Source organism: Flavobacterium fontis, assembly GCF_900129405.1.
Lineage (GTDB): Bacteria > Bacteroidota > Bacteroidia > Flavobacteriales > Flavobacteriaceae > Flavobacterium > Flavobacterium fontis.
This window is the reverse complement of the sequence record NZ_FQVQ01000012.1, coordinates 89,371-109,911: the sequence shown is the minus strand read 5'-3', so window position 1 is coordinate 109,911 and position 20,541 is coordinate 89,371. Positions and strand designations below refer to the sequence as shown.

The window sequence follows — 20,541 nt, the reverse complement described above, 5'->3', positions numbered from 1 at the left end:
TGATTTTAACACAAGGAACTAACGTGAAAACCCTTCGTGTGGTGAAACGTTAATTCTAGAGATTACATTCATAAATTAGGCCGCTCATTGAGCGGTCTTTTTTTTTGTTAAGAGGCCACGAAGGCACAAAGGCTGTAAGGTTTTTATATTTGCAGTCTGCGGCCTTTTTTAACCGCAAAGGCGCAAAGGTTGCGCGAAGTTCGCAGTCGTAGTCGCAGTTTTCAGTCTCAGTCGCAGTCTCAGTTGTAGGGAGTACTTAGAGACTCAGTTTTTCAGGAGCTTAGAAGCACCAGTATCACAATTTCTTTCTTCTTGCTTCTTTTTCTTTGCCACTAAGGCACGAAGGCATTAAGTTAGCGGACTGTGGCCGAGTTTTTAAACCGCAAAGGCGCTAAGGTTGCGCGAAGTTCGCAATGGATTAAGTTTGCAAAGAATCGCCGCCGTAGGTCGGCTTAATTGTCTTCTTTTAAGCGGAAATGAGAAATATTCTTAATTCCTTAATGTTTAAAAATCAAACCAATTGGTCTAAGAAATAGGGAGTGTTACATCATAATACTGTAAATGTGGCGATTAACCAAGTCGTTATAGTTTATGAAATTGTTTTTTTAACAAATAATTCACAAAGTCTTGTGCGATTCAGGTAAAACGAGTACTTTTGTTACTCGATTTGATGCGCCGATGTTAGAAACACTCATTACATCCAAAACACGGTTGCGGATTTTGGTAAAGTTATTTATCAATGCCGCCAATAACGGATACCTTCGCGGGTTGGCAGATGAACTCAACGAGTCGACCAATTCCATTCGCAAAGAGCTCAATAATCTTACCGAAGCCGGGTATCTCGAAAAAGAGGCGGTACGCAATACCATTTTGTACAAAGCCAATACCCGACACCCCTTATTTAGTACCTTACAAAAGATTGTCCGCCAACATTTAGGATTGGATGCCATCATTGAGATGATTTTATCGCGAATGGGTACCGTCTACCAGATTGCTTTGGTGGGGGATTATGCCAATGGGATCGATTCGGGATATATTCAGGTACAGGTTTATGGGGCCGATTTGAATGCAGCGTACATTGAACAATTGCAACCCAAAATCGAAGCACAAATCAAACGAAAAGTCTTTTTTGAATTGCGGGATGAACCGCTCAAAGAGGGGTTAATTATTTATGAAATAGATAATAATTAAAATAAAATGTTAGAGACAAGAATTTATTCAAATAGCAATACATATAGTATCCTACACATTTTACTTTCTAGTATAAAAGGATATAAAAGTTCTTTCTATTTGGCTAAGCAATTGGCTAAGCGGGACATAAAAGCACAATATCGACAATCATTGTTGGGTATTTTATGGGCACTTATCCCTGTATTTATTAATGCTTTGGTTTGGATATTATTACAACGTTCTGGGGCTGTAAAACTCACCGATACACCTATTCCATATCCTGTTTATGTATTAATAGGTACAACGATTTGGTCAATTTTTGGAGAATGTTTGGCTATGCCGATAACGACTGTCAATGCCAATATCGGTATCATTACAAAAATTAATTTTGAAAAAGAAGCTCTAATCTCACTAGGATTTATAAAGTTGCTTTTCAATCTTTTGATTAAGCTGGGGCTGATTATACTTGTACTTTCGGTGTATCAAATATTACCTTCGAGTTCTATTTTCTTCTTTATTCCGCTACTTTTATTGACAATGTTGTTTTTTGTGGCGATTGGTACTTTATTAGCGCCTATAGGGGTTTTATATGCCGACATAAGTCGTATGATCCCTATTGCAATGCAACTTCTTATGTATACATGTCCCGTATTGTATGTTCTTCCTAAAGAAGGTTTTTTACGTCAGATTATGATGTACAACCCACTTAGTTATTTTATAATTGATGTTAGAAATACATTAACTGGTTTTGATGTTGAACATTGGTTTTTTTGGTTGGGAGCTTTTGTTGTTACAGGGATAATGGCCTTGTTGGCAATGTTAGTTTATCGAGTTTCCATGCCAATAATTACTGAACGAATGAGTGCTTAAATTATGGGAGAAGTATTGATTAAAGCGGAAGGAGTTTCTAAAAAGTTTGCCAAGGACTTAAAACGTAGTTTGTATTACGGACTTGTTGATATGGCCAATGGTGTAATGGGGAAATCAAAAACTCGAAATTTACGAAAAGATGAGTTTTGGGCAGTGAGAGATTTAAATTTTGAAGTACGTCGTGGTGAATGTCTAGGATTAATAGGGCACAATGGTGCGGGTAAAAGTACGTTGCTTAAAATGTTGAACGGTCTTATATCTCCCGATGAAGGAACAATCACTATGAAAGGACGTATTGGTGCGCTGATTGAATTAGGTGCAGGGTTCAATACGGTATTGACAGGTCGTGAAAATATCTATAACAATGCAGCTGTTATTGGGTTTAGTAGAGAAGAAATTGATGCCAATTTGAAAGATATCATTGCGTTTTCAGAATTAGAAGAATTCATTGATATGCCTGTCAAAAACTATAGTTCTGGGATGAAAGTTCGTTTAGGATTTGCTATTGCTGCTCAATTGAAGCCAGATATTTTATTGATTGATGAAGTTCTTGCTGTTGGTGATTTAGGTTTTGTACTCAAATGTTTTAAAAAAATTGATCAGCTATTACCCCAAACGGCTTTAATATTTGTTTCCCATTCTATGCCTATGGTAGCGCGTATTTGTAACCAGATTGTTTTGATGGATCATGGAAAAACAGAGTACCAAGGTTTTGATATTCCCACAGGTATTGGATTGTATTACAATAAATTTTCAACGAGTGAGAATAGTGTTTTGTTTGATGATGGTTCATTAGAAGTCACTTCGTTTACCTTAAATGTTGATGAAAATAATACATTGAAAAGAGGTGAAGATTTGGTGGTCGTACTAAATTTTACTATTAAAAGCTCTAATGTACAACTCGTACCTTCGGTTTATTTGGAATTTAGAGACAAAGAGCAACGCCCAATCGCTGGAGCCATTATAAAAGATAAAAAAGTAGAAATTATCAACAATGCTTTGCGTTACACCATTACTATCAAAAATATACCTTTTTCGTTGGGCTTATATTCAATTGACTTAACGGTTGGTAATTTTGAAACTAAAGAACCAATACTGAGAATCAATAATTTCTGTTCATTTCAAGTCGAAAGTACTACACAGATGTGGGTGCCTATTGAGTTGGATGCCAATTTTACTATAGAAAATTATACGGTATGATAAATGTTACAAAGACTTTCTTTCCTCCCATCAAGGAATACCAACAACAAGTTGCACGAATTTGGGCTAATGAATGGCTTACCAATCGCGGTGCTTTAGTTAAAGAATTGGAAGAAAAACTAAAATCATACTTGGATATTTCCCAGATATTAATCATGAATAATGGGACTATTCCTATTCAAATTGCTTTAAAAATTTTGGGGCAGGGAGGCGAAATAATTACCACACCGTTTAGTTACGTAGCTACAACAGCTGCTATTGTTTGGGAACAATGTACCCCCGTTTTTGTTGATATTGACCCTGAACATTTGACAATAGATGAGACAAAAATCGAAGCCGCAATTACACCTCGAACTACCTGTATTTTAGCCACTCATGTTTTTGGCAATCCTTGTCATGTGGAAGCTATTGAAGCAATCGCTCAAAAACATAATCTCCATGTTATTTACGATGCAGCCCATGCTTTTGGAGTTACATATAAAGGAAAATCAATTTTTACTTACGGTAATGTAAGTACCTGTAGCTTTCATGCTACTAAGTTATTTCATACAGGTGAAGGTGGCGCATTGTTTTGTGAGGATGACACATTACGGCATACCCTAACCTACAGTCATAATTTCGGACATAATGGTCCTCTTGATTTTCATGGATTAGGGATTAATGGAAAAATATCGGAGTTGCAAGGTGCCATGGGATTATCCGTTTTACCCTATATGCGAACCATACTTGAAGGACGAAAACGAGTAGTAGAGGGATATGAAAAGTATTTGGATTTTTCAAATTTACAAACGTTAAAGGTGCGAGAAAATACTAATTGGAATTACAGTTATTATCCTGTGATTTTTGAAACAGAGGCACAACTTCTCAATGTACAAGCGGCTCTAAATGCAGTACAAATTTATCCGAGAAGGTATTTTTACCCCTCTCTAAATACAATCGAATATACCAAAGGCACCTCAATGCCTATTTCGGAAAGCATAGCAAGTCGGATTTTGTGTTTGCCATTATATGCTGAATTGAGTGATGATGAAGTGTATCGTATTTCAAATTTAATTTCGACCTCTAAATAATCTGGATATGTTAGATAGCTATTTTTTTATTCCTGGCGATAAGACCAAATATCTAGAAAAGATAGATTCGCTTACTGCAGATTATATTGTCATTGATTTGGAGGATTCAGTTGCCCAAAACAATAAACAAGTAGGTTTTGAAATGGTACGTTCTCTTACTTTTAAAAAGAATTTTTTTCTAAGAATTCCCTTTTTTGACTCTTGCTACTCAAAGGTTCAAATTCAGGAGCTCATCACTCAATTTGAAGGGCAAATAGTATTGCCTAAAATAAATTCCTCGAAAGACGTTCGTCAAGTGGTAGAATGGGCAGAAGGAAAACCTCTACATATGATTGTTTTGATTGAAAATCCGAGCAGTTTTATTGCAACCAAAAAGATTCTTAAAAAATACAGTACACAAATTCATGCGATTGGTTTTGGAACTCATGATTTTTGTTCACTAACAGGGATAAAACATTCTTTGGATTATTTGGCACATTATAAACGTGAATTAATTGTTTTATGCAAAGCATACCAAGTGGACTATTTGGATGGAGTGGATTTAAATTTACAGGATTTGAGTACATTCAAAACGGAATGTCTATTTGCTTTTCAAGCCGGGGCGACAGGGAAATTTTTAATTCATCCCAAACAGCTGGAGGCTTTTCATCAAATTGATTATTTAACACCTGCTGAAATTCAGCTATTGCAAAAAGTTTACACTCATGTTAAGGACATACCGAAAGATGCAATAGAAGTGTATACTATCGACGGGACGGTTTACGAAAAACCTCATATCCTTCGTATAAAAAAACTTATGGAAAAAATTCAACACAGCAATACTAACCTAAATACAAACGCTTATGGAAGCCAATAAAATGGGCCATTATTTTGAAGACTTCGTAATTGGCGAGGTCATTCAACATTGCCAATCCAAGACAATATTTGAATCTGATAATAATTTATTTTCTATGCTTACAATGAATCATCACCCTGTGCATACGAATTTAGATTATTGTCAAAGTAATCAACATGGACAAATTTTAGTGCCTGGGACCTTGGTGTTTTGCCTTGCGGTTCATTTAACAGTAATGGATGTCAGCGGAAAAGCTATAGCCAATTTAGCCTACGAAAATATAGACCATTTACATCCAACATTTATCAATGATACCCTATATAGTCGTACTACCGTTTTGGATAAAACCGAATCAAAGTCAAAAAATGATCGGGGAGTTATTTATGTTGAAACAGTCGGCTCTAATCAAAATGGAATAGATGTGATTCGTTTTCGTCGTAAAATTTTAATCAAAAAGAGAAATCATGGAGCATAAATTACTTTTGTTACGGAGCATGATGTTCGTCCCTGGACATAATGATAAATTAATTGAATCGGCCGCAAAAAGTACTGCGGATGCTTTAATTTTTGATCTTGAAGATAGCGTACAGCCTGAAAATAACAAATTGTTGGCACGTCAAAATATTGTTAAACATACTAAAAACCCCCAATTTGATCGGTTTCAAAAATTTGTTCGATTAAATGAAATTGAAACTTCCTTCTTTCTTCAAGATGTAATTCAAGTTACTGAAGCCAATATTGATGGATTTCTTTTGTCTAAAACGAATACAAAAGAAGATATTCTATATCTCGATAATTTATTAACTTCAATTGAGCGAGAACGAAATCTTGAAAAAGGAAAATTTTCTATCATACCTATACTTGAAAGTGCAATGTCAATTGTAAATATCAATGAAATTGCAACCGCTTCGTCACGGATTATTGCGTTAGGATTTGGTTCTGAAGATTATGTGTCCGATATTCAAGGTGTTCGTGATTTTGATACCAATACAAGTATTGCTTTTCCAAGAAGTTTAGTGCCTATTGTAGCTCGTGCTCATAAAATGGAAGCAATTGACGCAGCATATATCAAAGTTCATGATTTAGAGGGTTTAGCTAGGCATCTTGAAACGGGTAAGATACTTGGATATAGCGGAATGTGGGTTTTGCATCCGAAACAAAATGACTTGGTAAATGAAGTATTTTCTCCTACTGCACAAGAATACGAAGACTCCAAAAACTTTTTGCGACTTTATGCAGAAGCTCAGAAAATAAATAAAGGGGTAGCTATTATTGAAGGGAAATTCGTAGGACCTCCTTTGATTACCAAATCTAAAGATATTATCGCTCGTGTGGAGCTAATCGAAAAAAGACGTCAAATGTTCAACGACTAGATTATGGAAAAAGTTATAATTATTGGAGGTAAAAGTTCAGCTACACTCATTGCAGATTATATTTATGATGCACAACACAAATATGGTATGCCAATAGAATGTATTGGTTTTGCTTATAATGATTTACCTGTGGGTACAGATATTAATGGATTTCCAGTCCTTTCGAGAGTAGAAGATGTTTACGATAATTACAAAGATGATCCTCAAGTTAAATTTATCTTTCAATCCTATAACATTCAATCCATGCAAGAAACGATAGACTATAAGGATAGTTTAGGAATACCTCTAGATCGTTACTGTACATTTATTCATCCAAGTTGTATGATTGCTCGAAGTGCAACGATAGGAGTTGGAACAATAATCTTAGCTCATTCAGTCGTAAATCCAAAAGCTAAAGTAGGTCAATTCAATTCCTTTATGAGTGGAGTAACGATTGGTCACGATGCAGTTGTAGGTAATTATAATTTAGTAGCAACTCAAGCTATTGTAGCAAATGTAATTATGGGTGATCGAAATTTCATTGGTATAAATGCAACTACCAATAATAAAATTACCATTGGGGATGATTGTATGATCGGTATGGCTTCCAATGTCGTAAAAGATGTCCCCTCAGGTACAAAGTGTTTTGGTAATCCTGCAAAACCAGTGGACACTCCTAAACGATTACGTTAGTTAAAAAAAAAAGTAATGGATTGCAAAGTTTCAATATGTTGCTTAACCTTTAATCATGCTGCTTATCTTGAAAAATGTTTGCAGGGATTTTTAATGCAACAATGTAATTTTACCTTTGAAGTACTTATTCATGAGGACGCTTCAACCGATGAAACAGCTTCAATACTTAAAAAATATGAAGCGCAATATCCTAATATAATTAAGCCCATTTATCAAACAGAAAATCAATTTAAAAAGGGAATTTCACCAACAATTCGATTCAATTTCCCAAGATGTAAAGGCGAATATATTGCATTTTGTGAAGGCGATGATTATTGGACCGACCCATATAAATTGCAAAAACAGGTTGATTTTTTAGAGAGTCACCCTGAGTATAGTATATGTTGGACGCATTATATGGAAGAAAAAGAAAATTCATCAGCTCCACTTTTCTATCCTGATTGGAGGCATCAAATTGACCCCAATCAACCTATTAGTTTTGATTTAAATACAATTTTTACACCATATTGTACATACACGGTTACGGCTCTTTTTCGTACAAAATGTTTAGATTTTTCATTGATTGAAAAACTCAAATACTTTAAGGACAATACTTTATATGCATTATGCCTTTCCTCAGGAAAAGGGATGTTATTGCCTATTACCACAGCGGTATATCGAATGCATGAGGGTGGGATTTATTCACAAGTATCACAGTTTAAACAAGCTTTAAGTAACTATTTAAACTTTAAAGAAATTATTAATGAAATACCCGGTTGTCAAAATCAAAATTTTAGTTACAAACGAAATTTTTTCCTCATGAAAGCTATTGAGTTAGCTCCGAGTTTACGTGAAAAAATAGTTTGGAACTTACTTTTTGATGTATACCATTTTTTTGGATGGAAGAGTGCTTTGAAGTTGGGTCTTAATAAATTTTTGAAATGAGCGTAACACCGCAAATGACAAACATTCCTATGTCAACTCCCAAAATATCGGTCATGATTCCCACGTACAACTGTGCGGGTTTGTTGCGTAAAACCTTAGCCTCGGTGTTGGAGCAGGATTTGGGACCCGAGCTTATGCAGATTGAAGTGATCGACGACTGCTCCACCGATCATCCGGAGCAGGTGGTCGCCGAACTAGGGAAGGGGCGGGTGACGTTTTTTCAGCAACCGCACAATGTGAAGCATGTGAAAAATTTTCAAACAGCTTTGTCCCGCGCCCAAGGGGAAATCATTCACTTGCTGCACGGCGATGATTTTGTGCTGCCCGGATTTTATACCCAAATGTTGGAGATGTATGCGCAGTTCCCCGAAATCAAAGCTTGTTTTACTCAAAATCACGTAGTTGATAGCGACCATCGCATTATTCATACAGCCAAAAAAATTCAAGAACACAACGGTATTATTCCGAATTTTTTTGAAATGCAAGTCGCCGATCAATACATTCAAACGCCTTCTATTACCGTCAAAAAAGAGGTGTATGCAACGCTAGGTACCTTTAATCCTTCCTTAAGTTGGACCGAAGATTGGGAAATGTGGGCGCGTATTGCCAAGCATTATCCCATAGGGTATATTGCGCAACCCTTGGCTTGTTACCGGGTACACACCCATTCCAGTACGTCTATGAAGTCGATTCAAGGCGAAAATATCAACGATTTGAAACGTATCAAAGTCGTGCTCAAAGGCCATTGTGATACCGAGGATTTGCGGGAAAAAGTGGAACACTCTCTCAACCGAATCATTTTTGATTATGCATTGAAAAATTACCTCGCGGCTTTGAAAGTGGCCAAAAAGTATGCTTTACGGAATTTAAAAACCTGTATCGCCTATGCGCCCAATTGGAAAACCCGTTGGTATTATATCGTTGTTTATTGTAAAATCGCAATTCGTCCCTAACATGCGCATCGAACAACTCACCTTTACGCGTTTTATCGCGGCATTACTCATCATCATCTTTCATTTTGCGCGTCAAGTGCCCCCGTTTGATCATCCAACCGTGGCGCCTTGGGTGTTGCAAATGAGTGCTTCGGTGAGTTATTTTTACTTGCTCTCGGGGTTTATAATGGTGATTTCGTATGGTCATGTGCGCCATTTGAATTGGTTGAACTATATGCAAAATCGGGTGGCCCGGGTGTATCCGGTGTATCTCCTCGGATTTTTTGCGATGCTTTTATTGCCCTTACTAAAGTGGGATGTCAATATTTTTAGGGTGTTCTTTGGTCTTACCCTTACCCAATCGTGGGTGCCCGGTTATGCCATGACCTATAATTTTCCAGGGTGGTCGGTTTCGGTGGAGTTTTTCTTCTATGCCGTTTTTCCTTTTTTACTCAACTATGGCTACCATCGCTATCGGTTTAAGACGTTGTTGATAGGCGGGTTGCTTTTGTTTATTGTTTCTCAAGTCGTTTTTCATTATGCGCTTCAGTCGCCCTTTTACCAAGGCGATCGAACACCTAGCCACGATATTTTATTTTACGGGCCTTACATGCATTTGAATGAATTTGTGTTGGGCAATATCGCAGGGTTCTATTTTCTGGCGCAGGGTAAAAAACTTCAAGGCAATTACGACATTTGGATACTCGTGCTCCTTCTTGCCCTTGTGCTTGCGATCCATTTTTTACCGTTTTTGAATTTCCATAACGGATTATTAGCCCCACTGTTTTTACCCCTCATTGTATTGCTTGCCGCCAATACCGGAAAGATTACCCGCTGGTTTTCGCACCGTTTGCCCGTATTTTTTGGGGAAATCAGTTACAGTATGTACATTCTACAATTGCCCGTTTTTTATTACCTCAAGCCGCTTGATTTGGGTTCCCCGGTACTTACTTTTTGGGTAAAAGTTATCCTCCACATTGGAATTTGTAGCGTGTGCTTTATAGCCGTAGAGAAACCCATGCGGCAGTGGATAAAAAATATAAATTTCAAACGATTTTCACGATGATACGAGGTTTGATGCAGTCGTTTTTCCGTCGTTTCCCTCAGGTAGAATTTGCCTATTGGGCTTGGCGTACCCGAGCGCAACGTGCGGGTCTACCTCGTTATCGCGTCCTTTCTTTAGAAGAAACGATTCGCCTCATTGCCCAAGAACAAAAAAGTATTACCCGTTATGGCGATGGCGAATTCAATAATATTCTAAAAGTCTCCAAACCGCATTATCAAGCCAATGACGATCGTTTGGGACGTATTTTGCAAGAGGCCTTGACGGCCGAACGCGATGACCTTATTGTCGCTATTCCCGGACCCTTACATTCTTTGGGAGGCGAACAGCTGTCGTCCAAGTATTTTTGGGTACGGTATTTAAATACCCATGGGGCTAAATTAAAATCGTTATTACATCCTCAACGGTTGTATGGCAATGCAGGGATTTCCCGATTTTATTTAGGCCTCGAAGATAAAAAACGCGCGTTTCATTTGGCACAACAACTCAAAACGATTTGGGAAAAACGCGAAGTGCTGGTGGTAGAAGGCGAATTTTCACGCTTGGGGGTTGGCAATGATTTGTTTGCCAATGCCGCTTCCTTACACCGTATTTTGGGACCCTCAACCAATGCTTTTGTACACTACGATGCTATTCTTGAAGCTGCCGTACAGCATGGGAAAGATAAATTGATTTTATTGGCCTTAGGACCTACTGCCACGGCAATGAGTTATGATTTGGCGTGTCGGGGTTGTTGGGCCGTTGATATCGGGCATGTCGATGTTGAATATATGTGGATGTTGCAAAAAGCAACGCATAAAATCCCGCTGGAGGGCCGCTTTGTGAGTGAAACCTCCGAGCAAGCAGATTATGCTATCCCTGCGGCTTACCGCGAATCGTATGAGCAAAGTATACTAATGAAAATAGGAGTGTAAAATGCAGTTGTCTATCGTCATCCCGGTCTATAACGTAGCGTCCTATTTGGAGGCATGCTTGACCAGTGTCACCCAGTACAAAGGGCCGCTCGAAATCATTGCAGTCAACGATGGCGCTACCGATGATTCGCCAGCGATTTTGTCGCGATGGGCTGCCCAAGACCACCGCATACGAATCCTTACGCGTGAAAATGGCGGGTTGAGTGCCGCCCGAAACACCGGTTTGGAAGCGGCCACCGGCGACTATATTTGGTTTGTCGATAGCGACGATTGGATCGCACCGCAAGCGCTTTCGATTTTGATGGAGGCCATAGAACGGCAACCTGCTCAAATGATTGCTTTTTCCCATATCGATTATTGGGAAGCTACCGATACCTATTCGGAGGCCCAATACCTACAGTCCATTCCCCTTTGTTCGGGACGGGAGTTTATACTACAGTCCCATTTCTTTTTTACGGGAGCTTGGAGTTTTTTGTACCAACGTTCGTTGTTTACAGCGCAAGGATTTCGCTTCAAAGAAGGACAATTGCATGAAGATGATTATTTGAACTTTTCGTTGTTTGGAAAAGTGACGGAAATCTACAAATTGCCACAAGCCTTGTATTATTACCGACGTCGCCCGGGGAGTATTATTACCTCGACACAATATGAAAATGTTGCCAAGCGAATTCGGTCGTATCTGAATTTAATTCAGCTTCTGCGTGGGATTACCGATTTGGATGCCTCGTTTTTGCAACAAAAATGCGAAGCCTACGAACGTAATCTTTTCGGTTTGTTGGAAAAGTATTTAAAAACATCCGATACCCCAGAACGACAGCTGGCTTTAGTGCAAGAAATCAAGGCAGTACTCCCAAAGCGCAAGCTGACAGGGGATGCCTTTCGCCATTCCAAATGGAAATGGTTGTTGAAACTTATGTATAATTATTCCTCCAAGGGATATGTAACCCTGGTGTCTTGGCGATGAGTTTACGATTGAGTATTATTGTCCCTGTTTATAATGTGGAGCCCTATTTGGAGTCCTGTCTTCAATCGATAGTGACGCAATCGCTTTCTCCTTCTGATTATGAAGTGCTGGTCATTAACGACGGTTCCCCCGACGGCTGTGCGGCCATTCTAGATCGCTATGCCCAAAGGTATCCACAAATCATTGCCCTACATCAAGAAAATCAAGGAGTGTCAGCCGCTCGGAATGCCGGATTGGATCGGGCCCGTGGTCGTGTGATTACCTTTGTCGATTCGGATGATGCTCTTGAACCCAACAGTTTGCATGCTGTTTTGGAACGCTTTGAAGCAGCCGATTTGGATGTTTTGTATACCCATATTCAAGCCGTCGATGAAACACAACAACCCCGCGGTTTGGATTGGACAACCGGAGAAGATAATGTTGTTTGCGATGGTTTTTCTCATCCAAGACGTTCTTTTCCAGCTACGTTTTATCGTGCATCGTGTGTAGGGACTATTCGCTTTCCCCATGGAATTCCCATTGGAGAGGATACGGTTTTTAATCTAAAAGTTCAAGCGTTTGCGCAACGCGTCAGTTACTGTTCGCTTCCGTATTATCGGTATTTGCTTCGGGGCAATTCGGCCACCAAAGCAGTTAAAACAGATAAAGCCTATCGCGGTTTTCGGAAGGCGTTGGATGAAATTGTAGACTTTCAAAAAGCCCATTTTTTGGAGCATAAAGAGGCCTCACACTATTTTGACGCCCAACTTTTTCTGTTCCTCGATCGAATCGCTATGCATCATTTGGTGTATTCGCTAAAGGCTAGTTATTTTAACGATATTACCCGTTGGGTGCGGGAACATCAGAAGGAATCCCTTTTGGTGCAATTGTCGGCAACCTATCCAGCGATTCACCGTCCGTATGTCGTTTTTTGGCTCATTCAACACGGTTTACGATGGAAGCAACGCCTACGTACGTTGTTGTGGCGCCTAAAGCAATACCTTTTGCCTCGAAATAAAAAATGAAGTTGAATCCGACCCACGGTAATTTGTATCTTTACCCGACGGTCAAAAAATAGTATACGTGCTCGTTAGTATTCTCATACCGGTATATAATGCGGCTTCCCACTTGGCCTCTTGTTGGGCTACCTTGGAGGCACAAACCCATACCGATTTTGAAGCCGTATTTGTGAATGACGGTTCAACCGATGCTACCGAACAAATGCTTCAGGAAAAGGTAACACGCGAGCCCCGTTTTCGTGTAATTTCGCAGTCCAATCAAGGCGTGAGTGCCGCCCGAAATACCGGAATTGCGTTAGCTCAAGGCGACTACATTGCTTTTATGGATGTCGACGATACTTTGGCCCCCGATTTTTTGGAACAATTGTTATCGGCCGCCAAAAATTACGATTGTGAAGTGGTTTTTTCAGGTTTTCAGCGCGAATTACAGGGCCAATGGTATGCAGAAGTTCCGCCTTTGCCCTTGCATAAAAAGTTCGATACAGCACAAATTCGCCAAGAGGTTTGGCCCGCCTATTTACGAAGCAATCAGTTGAATTCGGTGTGCAACAAATTGTTTGCCCGTGCGCTGGTACAATCGATACGTTTTCCCGTAGGGCAGGCGTTGGGAGAAGATGGTGTGTTTGGTCGGCAAGTAGTTTCGCAAGCCCAATCGCTAGTGGTTTTGGACTATTGTGGGTATTTTTACCGTGAAGTAGCCGGAAGTGCTACCCGTAATCTTTTGAAGCACGACTATTTTCAAGCGGCTTTGCACGATTACGAGTCGCCAACGGGTTGGGAATCGCTCCCGAATTACAAGGCCTTACAGTCCGAAAAGTTCCTTCGACAAGTGTTGATGTGTTTGGGCTTGTATACCAAAAAAGAGAATGGATTGTCGTTTTGGGCGCAATGGCGTACCTTACGAAAATTGGCACATCATGCAGCGGTAAAACAAGCTTTGAACGAAGTGCCTGACTCGTTTGTAGCGCGCCAGTCGCGTTTTTATCAAATGGTTTTATCCTTATTGAAAAAGAAACAAGTAGGGCTGCTATTTTTGGCCTTACGGTATAGTCATTATAAAAATAAAACGAAATAAATTGAAAGTACTCTTATTTTATCACGGTGGAAGTTTAAATCGCGGTTGTGAGGCTATAGTGCGCTCTGCCGTTGGTATTATTCAAAAAAGTATGCCCGAAGCGCACCTTGGATTGGCCTCTATGGCTCCCGATACCGATCGCCTTTTTGAGGGGACGCTAACGATTCATGATGTACGACGAACAACCATAGCCAAATATTCGCTTCCCTGGTTGAAGAGTGCGCTGTCGGTCAAGTTGTTTCGCGATGATTCTCCGATGCACCGCTATCAAAATGAAGCCTTGCTGGCTTTAATTCCACAGTACGATTTGTTTTTGTCGATTGGTGGGGATAACTATTGCTACGGTGAGCAACCGTGGTTGTATGTGGTAGATCGAGAAATCAAAAAAGCGGGAAAAAAATTAATTCTTTGGGGCGCATCGATAGGTCCGGAGGATTTGTCTCCTGCGAAGGTGTCCGACCTAAAACAGTTTGATTTGCTATTGGTTCGGGAGACGCTCACCCAAGCCGCACTTCAAGAAGCGGGGATTCCCAATGTACAGTTGTGTGCCGATGGTGCTTTTACCATGGAGAAAGAGTTATTGCCTCTGCCCGAAGGTTGGTTGGAGGGAAATACGCTGGGATTCAATTACAGTCCCCTCGTATGGCAACGCAATCCACAATCGAAAGCAGCGGCCTTGGCCTTGGTACAACACATTTTAGCGACTACCGATATGGCTGTTTGTTTGACGCCCCACGTTATTATTCCTGGAAATGATGATTATGCGGTTTTGGAGGAATTCAAATCTCATTTTTCATCCGAACCGCGGGTTATTTTGTTGCCCAATACGCTCAATGCGATTCAATACAAGGGCTATATTGCTCGTATGCGCTTTTTTATTGGTGCTCGAACCCATGCAACGATTGCGGCCTATTCCAATTATGTACCTACCTTAGTCTTAGGTTACAGTATTAAATCGAAAGGGATTGCCAAGGATTTGTTTGGCTACGAACGCATGGTTTTGTCGATTGATCAAATAGCCGATACCGACTTGCTAATTGCGCAATTTGATGCTTTACTTCGTGAAGAAAATGAACTCCGTCAAGCGTTGATGCAACGTATTCCCGAGATTCAAGCGCTGTCGTGGTCGGCGGGTGATGCTTTGAAACGTCTGTAATATGAAAAAGAAGTTGCTGTTTATCATTCCGGGCTTACACATGGGCGGTGCTGAAAAGGCGCTAATTAATCTATTGAAAAAGCTGGATGAAGAACAGTATGACCTTCATTTGTGGGTTTTTGATCCTTCGGGGGTTTTGATGCCTGAGGTACCCCAAAACGTTACAATTTGGCATGCGGGTCCCCAATTTACCCAATTTTCCAAGGGATTGGTTCGATCCACGCTGTATTGGTTGTTGCGCTTTCAGTGGCTTTCGGTGATTTACCGTCTATGGTTTACTTGGCTATCCAAACGCTATCCCGTCAACCAAGCCGAGCAGTACAGTTGGAAAGCCCTACGGAAATTTCTTGCTCCGCCTACCACTACTTTTGATGTGGCCATCGGATTTTTGGAAAAAACCTCCATTTACGCCTGTGTCGATTGCATTTCGGCGCCTAAAAAGATTGGATTCATTCGGGTCGATTACACCTTTTTGAATTTGGATAAAACCTTTGACGAGGCTTATTTTAAACAATTGGATTATTTGTGTGCCAACGGTACCCTATCGGAGGGCGTTTTGCATCGCGAATTTCCGGCCTTGTCCTCGCGTATTCGTTGCGTTGAAAATGTCACGTTTCCCGAAACCATTTGGGAGCGTTCCCGAGCCGAACAAGTCATCGATCCGAAGGAAGTCAGCTTGGTTACCGTGGGACGATTGGAGGCTCAAAAAGGGTATTTCTTAGCCTTGGAAGCCTGTAAAATCTTGGTAGAACGTGGTATTCCCGTGCGTTGGTACATCATCGGCGAGGGAAGTGAACGTCAGAAGTTGGAACCTCAAATAGCCGCGTATCAACTTACCCATCATTTTATTTTAGTAGGACGATTAGAAAACCCGTATCCCTACATGCAACAATGTTCGGTCTATGTACAGACTTCTTTATATGAGGGCAAAAGCAATACGGTTAATGAAGCCAAGATTTTGAGAAAGCCGATTGTGGTTACCGATTTTGATGTGGTTTTTGAGCAAATTACTTCGGGCGTCAACGGAATTATTGTTGCCAAACAACCCGAAGCGATTGCAGATGCCCTTATTGAAGTGCTGCAGTCGCCCGAATTACAGCAAAAACTGACCGACCAATTGGCGCAAGAAAGTCAGCGGTATGGCAAAGAAATAGAACAGTTTACGGCTTTATTAGCTCCGTAAGTTTTAACGAATGTAATATAAAGATATACGGTTGGGTATGCGAAAAAAGAAGGTTTTGTTTGTGATCAATAATCTATCGGCGGGTGGCGCTGAAAAAGCCTTAGTTTCTCTACTGCACGAATGGGATTATTCGCGCTATGACGTAGATTTATTGTTGTTTTCGCATTCGGGTTTGTTTTTGGATCAAGTCCCCAATACGGTGCGCTTGCTCCCCGAACCCTATGGGTTTCGATTTTTTGACATGCCCATCGCCCAAGTAGTACGCCATGCGTTGACTCATTTTGATTTTGGCCCTTTGTGGGCGCGCATGCGCATGAAAAAAGCCTTACGCGGATCGTATCCTGCCACGGTGCGCGAGCAATTGACTTGGCCGTGTATTGCTCCGGTCATTCCGCCCTTGGACGAACCCTACGATGCCGCTATTGCCTATTTGCAAAAAACACCCATATACTACATCGTCGAAAAGGTACATGCGCCGGTGAAAATTGGATTTATTCATAACGATTACCAGCATTTGCAACTCCGAGCGGCTTTCGATCGGCCTTATTTTGAGCAATTGCAGGTATTGGCTTCGATTTCGGAATCCTGTGTTCACATTTTAAAAGAAACCTTTCCCGACCTCAGTTCGCGTATTCATTTGAAATATAATATGATTTCAAAATCGATGATTCAACGTTTGGCGGAAGCCCCCATAACCGAGGAATTCGACGGACATACGGTATTGAGTATTGGACGCTTACAGTCGCAAAAAGCCTTTGATCAGGCTATTGAGAGTTGTGCTTTGTTGGTGGCCAAAGGCTATCGCTTTCGTTGGTATATTATCGGGGAAGGTCCCGATCGTCCGCTGCTGGAAGAAAAGATCAAAGCCTATGGTTTGGAACAGATTTTTATCCTTTTGGGGTTACGCGCCAATCCCTATCCATACTTACAAAAGGCTACTCTTTATGCCCAACCTTCGCGTTATGAAGGTAAATCGATTGCTATTGATGAGGCTAAAGTTTTAGGCAAACCTATCGTTGTAACCCATTATCCCTCGGCGACCGATCAAATTACACATGGGGTCAACGGACTCATTGCGGAGATGTCTCCAGAGGCGGTGGCAGAAACTATTGCGCAATTGTTGGACGATGCGGCGCTACGTTCACAACTTACGGAAAACCTTCGGCAGGAAGCTGCGGTGGGAAAAGAAGAACTTACTAAATTGTACCACTGGATAGAAACTACCACTCTATGATGCTATTGCTCTCTATATTACTCGCTATTGCGTTGGTTTTTCTTGCAGTCGATGCGTTACACCATCTGTATGTATGGCAAAGTCGTATCAAAATTGGACGCTTACAGGATGATTCTTGGCAAGAAGCTGTTCAAAAGCGCGCCTTGCGGTGGTTGTATCATACGCCTACCGCCAAGTTGACCGATCAGAGTCGTTTGATTTTGTGGGATATGCTTCGCGGGAATTATTCGCGTTCGACCATACAAGTTTGGCAAAAAGCGTCCTTGTTAATCGGGTTGACCGATGTGGCGGTGCGTACCCAAGACAAGGCCTTGCAAGCCGAGCTTAGTCGTTTTGTAGCCGGATTGTTTACCCCTCAAGGGACTTGGAAGACTCCTCCGAAAGAATCGGATTGGATAATGCTCTCGCATGCGGTGATTCGTATCCCGTGGATCGACGTGACGCGCTATCAACCTGCCTTTGAGGAGTCGTTGGCGTTATTGCATTCGCTAAAAGGAGAAGATGGTACTGTCGCCTACAAAGCACACATGCGTGGGTATCGTTTTGTAGATACGATAGGATTTATATGTCCGTTTTTGGCGGTTTATGCACAAAAGTTTAACGATGAAGCTGCCCTGACTTTGGCACTCGACCAATGGGGGTTGTTTTACCAATATGGGATGATGACCAGCGGAGGCATTCCTTGCCATACCTATCATGTGGCGACCAAAATTCCAGTGGGATTGTTTGGTTGGGGCCGTGGATTGGGCTGGTATAGCTATGGATTGTTGGAATTGTACCATGCCCTTCCGGAGGGACATGCCCGTCAGCAGGAATTGGAAAAGGCGTTGCGAGCTTTCGTTGACGCGGCCTTACCTTTTCAGCATGCCGATGGGAGTTGGAGTTGGTTGATTTTTGACGCGAAAGCGCGAAAGGATTCGTCTATCACCGCAGTTATGGGGTGGACGCTCTCGCATTTGCCTCTTTCCTTACAAACGGAAGCCACCGTGAAAGCGGCGCTATTGGCACGCCGCTATTTACAAAAAGTGACCCGTCGCGATGGGGCAATTGATTTTTCACAGGGGGATACCAAAGGGATAGGCGTCTATGCCCAAACGTTTGAGGTATTGCCGTTTACTCAAGGTTTTGCGTTGCGATTTTAGGTATGATGTTACGATTTAAAATACTCCTTCGACACTTGTTGAGCATTCGTATTGTAAACGTATTGCTGTTGTTGCGTTTGCGTGGAAATCGCAGCCAGGGATTGTTTATTCCTCAGGGGAAATGTTATCTAGGGATTCATCCCAATGCACAGCTACATGTTGAAAAAGGGGTGTTCTTTTTAAGTAAGTTTATGCGTAAACCCGAGCCTTATGTGGGAGTTTTAAAAATGGGCGACGCCGCTACTCTCAAGGTAGAAGATGATTTTATTATTTATCCAGGACATCATATTGTGGTTATGGAAAATGCCACCCTTCGTTTAGGTAGTGGCTATATTAATCGCAATGCACGAATTCATTGTTTTCAAGAAATTGTTATCGGAAAAGGAGTGGCTATTTCTGAGCATGTTACCCTGTGGGATACTGATGCTCATGCCATTGTAGGTAAGGAATCTACGATGACGCAACCGATTCGCATTGGAGATCATGTTTGGATTGGGGCTAATGTTACCATTTTAAAAGGAGTAACCATTGGTGAAGGGGCTGTAATTGCTGCGGGATCGGTAGTTACTCGTTCAATTCCTCCTTATTGTTTGGCTGGGGGAGTTCCAGCCAAAGTAATTCAAGAAAATATCCAATGGAAGTAAAGCCGCGCTTACTTTATATCACCAACGGCATCGATGGTTCGGGAGGACTCGAGCGGGTACTTTCATTGAAAGCCTCTTGGTTGGCCGATACCCAAGGCTATGAGGTGCATATTTTGGTGCTGAATGAAGCCTATCAACACCCTTTTTTTCCCTTTAGTTCCAAGATTATTTTTCATTCCATTCGAGTGGGTGGAAATCCTATAGCGTATTGGCGTGCCTATTCCAAAGGCTTGATGGCTCAAGTGGAGGCGATTCAGCCCCAATTAATTTTGGTGTGCGATGATGGATTTAAAGCATTTTTGACCCCTCTTTTTTTAAAAAAACGAGCGCCTTTGTTGTATGAACGTCATGTTTCACGTGCGGTATTTACAGGAACACAAAAGGGGTTGTTATCACGCCTTTTTAAGCGCATTCAAGCACAACTTATTACGTTTTTGGCGGCACGGTTTGACCGTTTTGTGGTGTTGACGGATAGTAATCGCGAGGAATGGCCGATTTCAAATTTGACCGTCATACCCAATCCCTTGCCTTTTTATCCTGATTCCGTATCGTGTCAACGGGAGAAGGTTGTGCTGGCGGTGGGGAAGCAATCGTATCAAAAAGGTTACGATATGTTACTTCATGCTTGGGCTCAAATTGCCGCTGATTATCCCGATTGGCGTTTGGAGGTGTATGGTAAATTGGATGCAAGTCAAGGATTGGAAGGCCTCGCTGATGCCTTGCAAATAGGTTCATCGGTACATTTTTATCCCCCCCAAAAAGCTATCGCTGCGCAATACGAAAAGGCATCCCTTTATGTCATGTCTTCCCGTTACGAAGGATTTGGCATGGTATTGATTGAGGCAATGGCGCATGGGTTACCCTGTGTTACTTTTGATTGTCCCTATGGTCCTGGCGATTTGGTGCAACACGAAACAACAGGCCTGGTCATTCCTCCGGGCGATGTTACTGCTTTGGCGCAAGGAATGGCCCGCTTGATGGGCGACGTTTCTTTACGTGAGACCTGGGGAACCAACGCACGAACTTACGTCACAAAATATGCTATGGATACCGTTGGGCAGCAATGGATTGCCTTATTTGAATCAGTAGTTGGCGCTAAAAATTTAGACAATAAGGAATAAA

The 20,541-nt window shown here is 41.3% G+C and carries 21 protein-coding genes; all 21 read left to right on the top strand.

Annotated features, from left to right (window positions below; genetic code table 11):
* Positions 1-678: 678 nt before the first annotated feature.
* From BUC17_RS10480 to BUC17_RS10380, 21 genes are read left to right on the top strand one after another with little or no spacing between them, the layout of a single operon-like run.
* Entirely contained in the window at positions 679-1,191 is a 513-nt protein-coding gene (locus BUC17_RS10480) for a winged helix-turn-helix domain-containing protein (protein WP_073364077.1), read from the top strand.
* Between the two features lie 6 nt (positions 1,192-1,197).
* The gene (locus BUC17_RS10475; RefSeq protein WP_083544912.1) at positions 1,198-2,040 is read left to right on the top strand and encodes an ABC transporter permease; all 843 of its coding nucleotides are present in this window, start codon (positions 1,198-1,200) and stop codon (positions 2,038-2,040) included.
* A 3-nt stretch (positions 2,041-2,043) separates the two neighbouring features.
* On the top strand, positions 2,044-3,240 hold the full coding sequence (locus BUC17_RS10470) for an ABC transporter ATP-binding protein (protein WP_073364075.1): 1,197 nt from the start codon (positions 2,044-2,046) through the stop codon (positions 3,238-3,240).
* Positions 3,237-4,310 carry a DegT/DnrJ/EryC1/StrS family aminotransferase gene (locus BUC17_RS10465; RefSeq protein ID WP_073364073.1) on the top strand — a complete coding sequence of 358 codons (1,074 nt, stop codon included), beginning with the start codon at positions 3,237-3,239 and terminating at the stop codon, positions 4,308-4,310. The genes BUC17_RS10470 and BUC17_RS10465 overlap by 4 nt, the downstream gene beginning before the upstream one ends.
* 7 nt (positions 4,311-4,317) lie before the next feature.
* On the top strand, positions 4,318-5,166 hold the full coding sequence (locus BUC17_RS10460) for an HpcH/HpaI aldolase/citrate lyase family protein (protein ID WP_073364071.1): 849 nt from the start codon (positions 4,318-4,320) through the stop codon (positions 5,164-5,166).
* On the top strand, positions 5,153-5,620 hold the full coding sequence (locus BUC17_RS10455; protein WP_073364069.1) for a MaoC family dehydratase: 468 nt from the start codon (positions 5,153-5,155) through the stop codon (positions 5,618-5,620). Before BUC17_RS10460 ends, BUC17_RS10455 begins: the two co-directional genes overlap by 14 nt.
* Positions 5,610-6,518, top strand: a complete 909-nt coding sequence (locus BUC17_RS10450) for an HpcH/HpaI aldolase/citrate lyase family protein (RefSeq protein WP_073364067.1) — start codon at positions 5,610-5,612, stop codon at positions 6,516-6,518. The genes BUC17_RS10455 and BUC17_RS10450 overlap by 11 nt, the downstream gene beginning before the upstream one ends.
* A gap of 3 nt (positions 6,519-6,521) precedes the next feature.
* Positions 6,522-7,190: an LbetaH domain-containing protein gene (locus BUC17_RS10445; protein WP_083544910.1), complete on the top strand. Its 669-nt coding sequence runs from the start codon at positions 6,522-6,524 to the stop codon at positions 7,188-7,190.
* Between the two features lie 15 nt (positions 7,191-7,205).
* Positions 7,206-8,114, top strand: coding sequence for a glycosyltransferase family 2 protein (locus tag BUC17_RS10440; RefSeq protein ID WP_073364064.1), 909 nt, complete (start codon positions 7,206-7,208; stop codon positions 8,112-8,114).
* 14 nt (positions 8,115-8,128) lie between these two features.
* Positions 8,129-9,067 (top strand): glycosyltransferase family 2 protein, encoded by a 939-nt coding sequence (locus BUC17_RS10435; RefSeq protein ID WP_159433948.1) that lies wholly within the window; start codon positions 8,129-8,131, stop codon positions 9,065-9,067.
* The gene (locus tag BUC17_RS10430; RefSeq protein ID WP_083544907.1) at positions 9,000-10,112 is read left to right on the top strand and encodes an acyltransferase family protein; all 1,113 of its coding nucleotides are present in this window, start codon (positions 9,000-9,002) and stop codon (positions 10,110-10,112) included. The genes BUC17_RS10435 and BUC17_RS10430 overlap by 68 nt, the downstream gene beginning before the upstream one ends.
* Complete coding sequence (locus BUC17_RS10425) at positions 10,109-11,023, top strand: GT-D fold domain-containing glycosyltransferase (RefSeq protein ID WP_073364058.1); 915 nt, start codon at positions 10,109-10,111, stop codon at positions 11,021-11,023. Before BUC17_RS10430 ends, BUC17_RS10425 begins: the two co-directional genes overlap by 4 nt.
* Position 11,024: 1 nt before the next feature.
* Positions 11,025-11,987, top strand: a complete 963-nt coding sequence (locus BUC17_RS10420; protein WP_073364056.1) for a glycosyltransferase family 2 protein — start codon at positions 11,025-11,027, stop codon at positions 11,985-11,987.
* Positions 11,984-12,991, top strand: a complete 1,008-nt coding sequence (locus BUC17_RS10415) for a glycosyltransferase family 2 protein (RefSeq protein ID WP_073364054.1) — start codon at positions 11,984-11,986, stop codon at positions 12,989-12,991. The genes BUC17_RS10420 and BUC17_RS10415 overlap by 4 nt, the downstream gene beginning before the upstream one ends.
* Before the next feature lie 58 nt (positions 12,992-13,049).
* Positions 13,050-14,060, top strand: coding sequence for a glycosyltransferase family 2 protein (locus BUC17_RS10410; protein WP_073364052.1), 1,011 nt, complete (start codon positions 13,050-13,052; stop codon positions 14,058-14,060).
* Position 14,061: 1 nt separating this feature from the next.
* Positions 14,062-15,216, top strand: coding sequence for a polysaccharide pyruvyl transferase family protein (locus BUC17_RS10405; RefSeq protein ID WP_073364051.1), 1,155 nt, complete (start codon positions 14,062-14,064; stop codon positions 15,214-15,216).
* 1 nt (position 15,217) lies between these two features.
* Positions 15,218-16,399, top strand: a complete 1,182-nt coding sequence (locus tag BUC17_RS10400) for a glycosyltransferase (protein WP_073364049.1) — start codon at positions 15,218-15,220, stop codon at positions 16,397-16,399.
* A 37-nt stretch (positions 16,400-16,436) separates the two neighbouring features.
* Complete coding sequence (locus BUC17_RS10395; RefSeq protein ID WP_073364047.1) at positions 16,437-17,633, top strand: glycosyltransferase; 1,197 nt, start codon at positions 16,437-16,439, stop codon at positions 17,631-17,633.
* Positions 17,630-18,775, top strand: a complete 1,146-nt coding sequence (locus tag BUC17_RS10390) for a glycoside hydrolase family 88 protein (RefSeq protein WP_073364045.1) — start codon at positions 17,630-17,632, stop codon at positions 18,773-18,775. Before BUC17_RS10395 ends, BUC17_RS10390 begins: the two co-directional genes overlap by 4 nt.
* A 2-nt stretch (positions 18,776-18,777) precedes the next feature.
* Positions 18,778-19,419 carry an acyltransferase gene (locus BUC17_RS14290; RefSeq protein ID WP_083544902.1) on the top strand — a complete coding sequence of 214 codons (642 nt, stop codon included), beginning with the start codon at positions 18,778-18,780 and terminating at the stop codon, positions 19,417-19,419.
* Complete coding sequence (locus BUC17_RS10380) at positions 19,410-20,540, top strand: glycosyltransferase family 4 protein (protein WP_073364043.1); 1,131 nt, start codon at positions 19,410-19,412, stop codon at positions 20,538-20,540. The genes BUC17_RS14290 and BUC17_RS10380 overlap by 10 nt, the downstream gene beginning before the upstream one ends.
* The last annotated feature ends 1 nt before the right edge of the window (position 20,541 follow it).

Excerpts from the sequence above, each read along its gene's own strand:
- BUC17_RS10390 (WP_073364045.1), top strand. The coding sequence starts at position 17,630 with ATGATGCTATTGCTCTCTATATTACTCGCTATTGCGTTGGTTTTTCTT.
- BUC17_RS10380 (WP_073364043.1), top strand. The coding sequence starts at position 19,410 with ATGGAAGTAAAGCCGCGCTTACTTTATATCACCAACGGCATCGATGGT.
- BUC17_RS10400 (WP_073364049.1), top strand. The coding sequence starts at position 15,218 with ATGAAAAAGAAGTTGCTGTTTATCATTCCGGGCTTACACATGGGCGGT.
- BUC17_RS10395 (WP_073364047.1), top strand. The coding sequence starts at position 16,437 with ATGCGAAAAAAGAAGGTTTTGTTTGTGATCAATAATCTATCGGCGGGT.
- BUC17_RS10460 (WP_073364071.1), top strand. The coding sequence starts at position 4,318 with ATGTTAGATAGCTATTTTTTTATTCCTGGCGATAAGACCAAATATCTA.
- BUC17_RS10455 (WP_073364069.1), top strand. The coding sequence starts at position 5,153 with ATGGAAGCCAATAAAATGGGCCATTATTTTGAAGACTTCGTAATTGGC.
- BUC17_RS10435 (WP_159433948.1), top strand. The coding sequence starts at position 8,129 with ATGACAAACATTCCTATGTCAACTCCCAAAATATCGGTCATGATTCCC.
- BUC17_RS10425 (WP_073364058.1), top strand. The coding sequence starts at position 10,109 with ATGATACGAGGTTTGATGCAGTCGTTTTTCCGTCGTTTCCCTCAGGTA.
- BUC17_RS10450 (WP_073364067.1), top strand. The coding sequence starts at position 5,610 with ATGGAGCATAAATTACTTTTGTTACGGAGCATGATGTTCGTCCCTGGA.
- BUC17_RS10415 (WP_073364054.1), top strand. The coding sequence starts at position 11,984 with ATGAGTTTACGATTGAGTATTATTGTCCCTGTTTATAATGTGGAGCCC.
- BUC17_RS14290 (WP_083544902.1), top strand. The coding sequence starts at position 18,778 with ATGATGTTACGATTTAAAATACTCCTTCGACACTTGTTGAGCATTCGT.
- BUC17_RS10430 (WP_083544907.1), top strand. The coding sequence starts at position 9,000 with ATGCGCCCAATTGGAAAACCCGTTGGTATTATATCGTTGTTTATTGTA.
- BUC17_RS10440 (WP_073364064.1), top strand. The coding sequence starts at position 7,206 with ATGGATTGCAAAGTTTCAATATGTTGCTTAACCTTTAATCATGCTGCT.
- BUC17_RS10420 (WP_073364056.1), top strand. The coding sequence starts at position 11,025 with ATGCAGTTGTCTATCGTCATCCCGGTCTATAACGTAGCGTCCTATTTG.
- BUC17_RS10470 (WP_073364075.1), top strand. The coding sequence starts at position 2,044 with ATGGGAGAAGTATTGATTAAAGCGGAAGGAGTTTCTAAAAAGTTTGCC.
- BUC17_RS10475 (WP_083544912.1), top strand. The coding sequence starts at position 1,198 with ATGTTAGAGACAAGAATTTATTCAAATAGCAATACATATAGTATCCTA.
- BUC17_RS10445 (WP_083544910.1), top strand. The coding sequence starts at position 6,522 with ATGGAAAAAGTTATAATTATTGGAGGTAAAAGTTCAGCTACACTCATT.
- BUC17_RS10480 (WP_073364077.1), top strand. The coding sequence starts at position 679 with ATGTTAGAAACACTCATTACATCCAAAACACGGTTGCGGATTTTGGTA.
- BUC17_RS10465 (WP_073364073.1), top strand. The coding sequence starts at position 3,237 with ATGATAAATGTTACAAAGACTTTCTTTCCTCCCATCAAGGAATACCAA.